Source organism: Microbacterium sp. zg.Y909, assembly GCF_024626565.1.
This window is the reverse complement of record NZ_JANJFJ010000224.1, coordinates 1-7,164: the sequence shown is the minus strand read 5'-3', so window position 1 is coordinate 7,164 and position 7,164 is coordinate 1. Positions and strand designations below refer to the sequence as shown.

Annotated in this window: 7 protein-coding genes; 4 read left to right on the top strand and 3 right to left on the bottom strand. The window is 69.2% G+C overall.

What is annotated here, in order from left to right; all coding sequences use genetic code 11:
• From NQ160_RS15230 to NQ160_RS15215, 4 genes are all read left to right on the top strand, one after another.
• A partial coding sequence (locus NQ160_RS15230; RefSeq protein ID WP_257516032.1) for a DEAD/DEAH box helicase occupies positions 1 to 1,060 on the top strand: 1,060 nt, incomplete at its 5' end.
• A 447-nt stretch (positions 1,061 to 1,507) separates the two neighbouring features.
• Complete coding sequence (locus tag NQ160_RS15225; protein WP_257495566.1) at positions 1,508 to 2,200, top strand: response regulator transcription factor; 693 nt, start codon at positions 1,508 to 1,510, stop codon at positions 2,198 to 2,200.
• A 4-nt stretch (positions 2,201 to 2,204) separates the two neighbouring features.
• Positions 2,205 to 3,980 (top strand): sensor histidine kinase, encoded by a 1,776-nt coding sequence (locus NQ160_RS15220; protein WP_257516031.1) that lies wholly within the window; start codon positions 2,205 to 2,207, stop codon positions 3,978 to 3,980.
• 122 nt (positions 3,981 to 4,102) lie between these two features.
• On the top strand, positions 4,103 to 4,390 hold the full coding sequence (locus NQ160_RS15215) for a WXG100 family type VII secretion target (RefSeq protein WP_257495563.1): 288 nt from the start codon (positions 4,103 to 4,105) through the stop codon (positions 4,388 to 4,390).
• A 68-nt stretch (positions 4,391 to 4,458) separates the two neighbouring features.
• Here the strand turns inward: NQ160_RS15215 and groL are convergent, their stop codons facing one another.
• The 3 genes from groL to NQ160_RS15200 form a co-directional block, all read right to left on the bottom strand.
• A complete protein-coding gene (gene groL / locus NQ160_RS15210; RefSeq protein WP_257495562.1) occupies positions 4,459 to 6,078 on the bottom strand; it encodes a chaperonin GroEL in 1,620 nt (539 codons plus the stop codon).
• A 176-nt stretch (positions 6,079 to 6,254) separates the two neighbouring features.
• On the bottom strand, positions 6,255 to 6,455 hold the full coding sequence (locus NQ160_RS15205) for a cold-shock protein (RefSeq protein ID WP_257495561.1): 201 nt from the start codon (positions 6,453 to 6,455) through the stop codon (positions 6,255 to 6,257).
• 163 nt (positions 6,456 to 6,618) lie between these two features.
• Positions 6,619 to 7,164, bottom strand: a 546-nt coding sequence (locus NQ160_RS15200; RefSeq protein WP_257516030.1) for a LytR C-terminal domain-containing protein, incomplete at its 5' end; no start/stop codon positions are given.

Here is a 7,164-nt window from a genome sequence, read left to right as displayed (position 1 = left end):
GGTGGTGCTCCCCTGCGGCGCAGGCAAGACGCTCGTGGGCGCGGCCGCGATGGCTCAAACCAAGACGACGACCCTGATCCTCGTGACCAACACCGTCAGCGCCCGGCAGTGGCGCGACGAGCTGCTCAAGCGCACGAGCCTCACGCCAGAGGAGATCGGCGAGTACTCCGGTCAGCTCAAGGAGATCAAGCCGGTCACCATCGCCACCTACCAGATCCTCACCGCCAAGCGCGGGGGCCAGTACGCCCACCTGTCGCTGCTGGACGCCCTCGACTGGGGTCTCATCGTCTATGACGAGGTGCACCTGCTGCCGGCGCCGGTGTTCAAGCTCACCGCCGACCTGCAGGCGCGGCGCAGGCTCGGTCTCACGGCGACGCTCGTGCGCGAGGACGGCCGCGAGGGAGACGTCTTCAGCCTCATCGGGCCCAAGCGGTTCGATGCTCCCTGGAAGGAGATCGAGGCCCAGGGCTTCATCTCCCCCGCCATCTGCTACGAAGTGCGGGTGGACCTGCCCGTCGACGAGCGGCTGGAGTACGCGGCATCCGCCGACGAAGACCGCTACCGCATCGCCGCGACGGCGCCGGTCAAGATCGATGTCGTGCGCGACCTCGTGGCCCGCCACGAGGGCGAGCAGATCCTGGTGATCGGGCAGTACCTCGACCAGATCGATGAGCTGGCCGAGGCGCTCGGCGCGCCGAAGATCACCGGGGCCGTCCCCGTCGACGAGCGCGAGCAGCTGTACCAGCAGTTCCGGGTCGGCGAGGTGCCGGTGCTGGTGGTGTCGAAGGTCGCGAACTTCTCGATCGACCTCCCCGAGGCATCCGTCGCCATCCAGGTGTCGGGGTCGTTCGGATCCCGCCAGGAAGAGGCCCAGCGCCTCGGCCGGCTGCTGCGGCCGAAGACCAACGGGCACACCGCCAGCTTCTACACGCTCATCGCCCGGGACACCGTCGACCAGGACTTCGCGCAGAACCGGCAGCGGTTCCTCGCCGAGCAGGGGTACTCGTACACGATCCTGGATGCCGAGCAGGTCTCGGGCCGGGCGGCGCTGGGCGCCTGACGCCGGCTGCGGGGCCCCGGGGCGCCCCTGCGCCGCGGCGGGCGCCGGCTGACTCCCGTTGCCGGAATGAGGAGATCCGCCCAGATGCGGTCCCTTGGGCCGCAAGGATCCGCATTCCGGCAGATCCCCGCATCCGGGCCACCGGCGCCGTGAACGCCGCGCTGGGCGCATAGCCCCGCCGGCGACCGCGCGTCCGCGCGGCGCCCTGGCACCGAGGACCCCCGTTGCCGTAACGAGGAGATCCGCCCGGATGCGGGCCCTTGAGCCGCAGGCATCCGCATTCCGGCAGATCCCCTCATCCGGGCCGGCCCCGAGGCCTGCGGCGGCCGCTGGCCCTTGGTCGGGCCCCGCGCGGCTTGCTCCGCAGACACCCGGTCGCCATACCGCATGACGGGCGCTCCGACCGATGTCCAGACAGCGCATGGGTTCCGTGGCCATAATGAGGGCATGACCGCGCCTCGCATCCTTGTCGTCGACGATGAGCCGAACATCCGCGACCTGCTCATCACGAGCCTGCGCTTCGCAGGTTTCCAGGTGCGTGCCGTGTCAAACGGCGCGCAGACGATCTCGGCCGTCCTCGAAGAGGAGCCCGATCTGATCGTGCTCGACGTCATGCTGCCGGACATGAACGGCTTCAGCGTCACCAAGCGCCTGCGCGGCGCCGGCTACACCGCGCCCATCCTCTTTCTCACCGCGAAGGACGAGACCGAGGACAAGATCACCGGCCTCAACGCCGGCGGCGACGACTACGTCACCAAGCCGTTCAGCCTCGACGAGATCGTCGCGCGCATCCAGGCGATCCTGCGCCGCACGATGCAGGCCGACGAGGAGTCGATCATCCGCGCAGGCGAGCTGACGATGGACCAGGACACCCACGACGTGCTCGTCGGCGACGTGTCGATCGACCTCTCCCCCACCGAGTTCAAGCTGCTGCGCTACCTCATGCTCAACCCCAACCGGGTGCTCAGCAAGGCGCAGATCCTCGACCACGTGTGGGAGTACGACTTCAACGGCGACGCCGGCATCGTGGAGAGCTACATCTCCTACCTGCGGCGCAAGATCGATCCGCACTCGTCCGAGCCCCTCATCCAGACCAAGCGGGGCTTCGGCTACATGCTGAAGGCGGGCAAGTCCGCGTGACCTCGTGGCACTAGCCGCACACGCAGGCAGGACCGATGCGCTGACCGACTGGTGGCGCGGCGTCAGCCTGCGCGCGAAGGTCACCGGGGTCACCGTCGCAGTGCTGGCGATCGGACTCGTCGCCGCGGGTGTGGGCACGCTCGGGTTCCTCCGCAACACCCTGGCGACCAACCTCGACTCCCAGGTGCAGCAGCTGGCCGAGACCGATGCCGTCAGCAGCGTCTTCACCGGCACGGTCACCGAGGACGGTGACGACTTCAGGGTGAAGTCGGATGCCACGGCGTACTTCGTCGCCGTGTACGGTCCCGACGGCCGCTTCATCACCAGCGGCGGCGGCAACGGCGAACCCCCGCCGGTCTTCCCCGAGACCTTCACCCTCGCCCAGGCGACGATCTACGGCACCGGAACGGTCTTCGATCTGCGCAACAGCCAGGGCGGACCCAGCTACCGGGCGGCGGCCGGCGTCGAAGACACGCCGGTGGGCATCTTCTACACCCAGCTGGTCGCCCTGCCGACCGCTCCCAACGAGCGCTTCCTGGCCGCGTTCCTCGGCATCTACAGCTTCTTGGCGCTCATCACCGTGATCGCCAGCGCGTTTCTCGTGCGGTGGATCGTCACCCTCACCTTCCGCAGCCTCGGTCAGGTCGAAGCGACGGCCGACGCCATCGCCGCGGGTGATTTCAGCCTGCGCATGACCGACATCGAACCGCCCACGACCGAGGTGGGCCGACTGAAAACGGCGATCAACGCAATGCTCGGACGCATCGACGGCGCCCTGGGCGAACGGGATGCCACGGTGCGCCAGATGCGCCGCTTCATCGGCGACGCCAGCCACGAGCTGCGCACGCCGCTGGTCACAGTCCGCGGCTACGCCGAGCTCTACCGCATGGGCGCCATCTCGGGCGAGGAGCAGGTCGCCCAGTCGATGGAGCGCATCGAGAAGGAGGCGATCCGCATGGGGGTGCTCGTCGAGGACCTTCTGGCCCTCGCCCGACTCGACGAGCGCCGCGGCGTGACCCTGGCCCCGGTGGACCTGCGCCCCATCGCGCGCGACGCCGCCCTCGACGCCCGAGCCGCGGCGCCCCAGCGCGCCGTGACGGCGCTGGACACCACGGCCGTGGGTGGCCAGGGGCCGCATCCCGCGCCGGAATCCCCCACGGAGCACACCGACACCCACACCGGGCGCAAGCGCGCCCCGCACGCGCCCGCGACGGGCCTCGCGGGCGCGACCCTGTCGCTGCTGCGCCGCCGACCGAAGCAGCCCGCTCCGGCCCCGGGGGCGCAGGCGAGCGCGCCGGTGTCGGAGCCGGCCGCGACCGCTCCGCTCGCGCCCATCGTGCTCGGTGACGAGAACGGCATCCGGCAGGTGGTGGCGAACCTGCTGGGCAACGCGCGCCGGTACAGTCCGGAGGACTCGCCGATCGAGCTGACCGTCGGCGTGGATCGCGTGGCGCGCACGGGGTGGATCGCCGTGAGCGACCACGGCGAGGGCGTGCCGCCGCAGATCCGCGACAAGATCTTCCAGCGGTTCTGGCGGGCCGACACGTCCCGCACGCGCGAGACCGGCGGGTCGGGTCTGGGGCTGTCGATCGTGGCGGCGATCGTCGAGTCGCTGCACGGCACGATCGAGGTCGGCGACACCCCCGGCGGCGGAGCGACGTTCCGAGTGGCGTTCCCCCTGGCATCCAACTCCCCCACGCCCGCCGAGCACCTCACGATCGAGACGCAGCCCATGCCGAAGGTCGCACCCGCCCCGGATCGAGCGACCACCGAGAACTGAGAGCTCACCGCCCCCTCCCCAGCGCACCACTCGCGGGATCCATCCCGATATGGATGCGAGAGCGGCCTGCCCGAGAGGCGCGCGTCCTAACGTGGCGCGCAACGCTCGTGAAGGGAGCACCCATGGCCGTCTTCTCCGTCGACAGCGACGCCGTCCTCACCGCCACCGCCGCCGTGCGCGGCACCGCCGACCGCCTGGCCGGCGAAACCTCAGCCATGCTCGCGCAGCTGACCGCATTGCAGTCCTCATGGACCGGCAGCGCCGCCCTCGGCTTCCAGTCGGTCATCGACCGGTGGCGCGCCACTCAGCGCGAGGTCGAGACCTCGCTCGCCGACATCAGCGCCGCGCTCGCCACCGCCGGGCAGCAGTACGCACAGACCGAGGCGGCCACGGCGGGACTGTTCCGGTAACCCCCGCCGGACACGGCGAAGGGCCCCTCCGCGAGGAGGGGCCCTTCGTTCATCGGGTTCTGATCAGATCAGAAGTCCATGCCACCCGTGGGGTCGCCGGCCGGAGCCGAGTTCTTCTCGGGCTTGTCGGCGACGACGGCCTCGGTCGTGAGGAACAGACCGGCGATGGATGCCGCGTTCTGCAGAGCCGAGCGGGTCACCTTGGCCGGGTCGATGATGCCCTGTGCGAACAGGTCACCGTACTCGCCGGTCGCGGCGTTCAGGCCGTGGCCGAGCGGCAGCTCGGCGACCTTGTTCGCCACGACGCCGGGCTCCATGCCCGCGTTGAGGGCGATCTGCTTGAGCGGCGCCTGGATCGCGACGCGAACGATGTTCGCACCGGTCGCCTCGTCACCGGTCAGCTCGAGGGCGTCGAGCGCCTTCTTGCCGGCCTGGATGAGCGCGACGCCACCACCGGCGACGACACCCTCTTCGACGGCGGCCTTCGCGTTGCGAACGGCGTCCTCGATGCGGTGCTTGCGCTCCTTCAGCTCGACCTCGGTCGCCGCACCCGCCTTGATGACGGCAACGCCGCCGGCGAGCTTGGCGAGACGCTCCTGGAGCTTCTCGCGGTCGTAGTCGCTGTCGGTGTTCTCGATCTCGCGACGGATCTGGGTCACGCGACCCTCGATCTGAGCCGAGTCGCCCGCACCCTCGACGATGGTCGTCTCGTCCTTGGTGATGATGACCTTGCGCGCACGGCCGAGCAGGTCGGTCGTGGCGTTCTCGAGCTTGAGGCCCACCTCTTCGGTGATGACCTGGCCGCCGGTGAGGATCGCGATGTCCTGCAGCTGCGCCTTGCGACGGTCGCCGAAGCCGGGAGCCTTGACGGCAACCGACTTGAAGATGCCGCGGATCTTGTTGAGCACCAGCGTCGCGAGAGCTTCGCCCTCGACGTCCTCGGCGATGATGAGGAGCTCCTTGCCCTCCTGGATCACCTTGTCGACGATGGGCAGAAGGTCCTTGATGTTCGAGATCTTCTGGTTCGCGATGAGGATGTACGGGTCCTCGAAGACCGCTTCCTGGCGCTCCGGGTCCGTGACGAAGTACGGGTTGATGTAACCCTTGTCGAAGCGCATGCCCTCGGTGAGCTCGAGCTCGGTGCCGAAGGTGTTGGACTCCTCAACGGTGACCACGCCCTCCTTGCCGACCTTGTCGATCGCCTCGGCGATGAGCTCGCCGATGGAGGCGTCAGCGGCCGAGATCGACGCGGTGGCAGCGATCTGCTCCTTGGACTCGACCTCCTTAGCCGACGACAGCAGCTCGGCGGTGATGGCCTCGACAGCCTTCTCGATGCCGCGCTTGAGCGAGATCGGGTCGGCGCCGGCAGCGACGTTGCGCAGGCCTTCGCGAACGAGCGCCTGAGCCAGAACGGTAGCGGTGGTGGTGCCGTCACCGGCGACGTCGTCGGTCTTCTTGGCGACCTCCTTCACCAGCTCCGCGCCGATCTTCTCGAACGGGTCGTCCAGCTCGATCTCCTTGGCGATCGAGACGCCGTCGTTCGTGATGGTGGGGGCGCCCCACTTCTTTTCGAGCACGACGTTGCGACCGCGCGGGCCGAGCGTCACCTTGACGGCGTCGGCGAGGATGTTCAGGCCGCGCTCGAGGCCGCGTCGAGCCTCTTCGTCGAAAGCGATGATCTTTGCCATGTGTGTGTTCGTCCCTCCCGGACGTCGGAATGTCTTTAGCACTCAACAGGAGTGAGTGCTAAGCCATTCTGGCACTCGCCCCTGGGGAGTGCAAGCCACGCCGGGCGCGCCGACACACATCGACACGTGGTTCGGTGGATGCCGTCGCGGTCGCGCCGCCGGCATCCACCGCTCGCTCAGAGCGGGCGCACGGCCTCCGCCTGTGGGCCCTTCTGGCCGGTGCCGAGGGTGAACTCCACCTGCTGGCCCTCTTCCAGCACGCGGAACCCGCTCATCTCGATGCTCGAGTAATGGACGAAGACGTCCTCGCCGTCGGCTTGGGTGATGAACCCGAAGCCCTTTTCGGCGTTGAACCATTTGACGGTGCCCTGTGCCATGCGGATCTCCTGTTGCTGGTGGAACGACGAAAGCGTATCCAGCAGGATTCACCCGTCCACCCTGATCAGCGGACTTTTGACGCAGGCGCATCGAAGTCTTCACACGCGCGAAACACGGCGCCCAAACAGGGGCGGACAACGGGCGTGAACGGGCGCGCGCAGCCTACGGCGTGGGCGTGGACTCTCCGGCCGCGACGCGATCCAGGCCCAGCACGACCGCCAGCTGCCGCGAGTCCGGAGCGTCGACGGGTTGGTACACGTCGCTCTGCACCACCTCTGCACCGCCGATCACCTCGGCGAGGGCGAGCGCCGCCGGCTCGTCCGACGGGAGGGGGTAGTACACGGTCGTCGTGGGGAAATCCTCGGATCCGGCATCGCCGGCGATCACGAGGTCCGCCGACCAGCCCGCGGCGATGATGTCGTCTCGCGTGCGGGCGGCAAGGCCCGTCTCTGGTGTGGCGTTGAGCACCAGCACGTCATAGGTCGTGTCGAGCTCGGGTGCCACCACCGTGGGCGCGGCCACCGTCGGCTCGGGTGCGGGAGACAGCGTCACTCGCCCGGTGAGAACGAGGGTGGCGAAGATTCCCGCGGCGACGAGCACCACCGTGGCGAGCGCAGCCCACAGCAGCACGACCCAGCCCCGCATGTGCGGATTCTCGGCCCGGTGCGCGCCGGTGCGGCCGCTGCCGGCCGGAAGCTGGTCGAAGCG

Bases quoted from the DNA above. Each gene is read 5' to 3' on its own strand.
- NQ160_RS15225 (WP_257495566.1), top strand. From the start codon at position 1,508: ATGACCGCGCCTCGCATCCTTGTCGTCGACGATGAGCCGAACATCCGC.
- NQ160_RS15215 (WP_257495563.1), top strand. From the start codon at position 4,103: ATGGCCGTCTTCTCCGTCGACAGCGACGCCGTCCTCACCGCCACCGCC.
- groL (WP_257495562.1), bottom strand. From the start codon at position 6,078: ATGGCAAAGATCATCGCTTTCGACGAAGAGGCTCGACGCGGCCTCGAG.
- NQ160_RS15205 (WP_257495561.1), bottom strand. From the start codon at position 6,455: ATGGCACAGGGCACCGTCAAATGGTTCAACGCCGAAAAGGGCTTCGGG.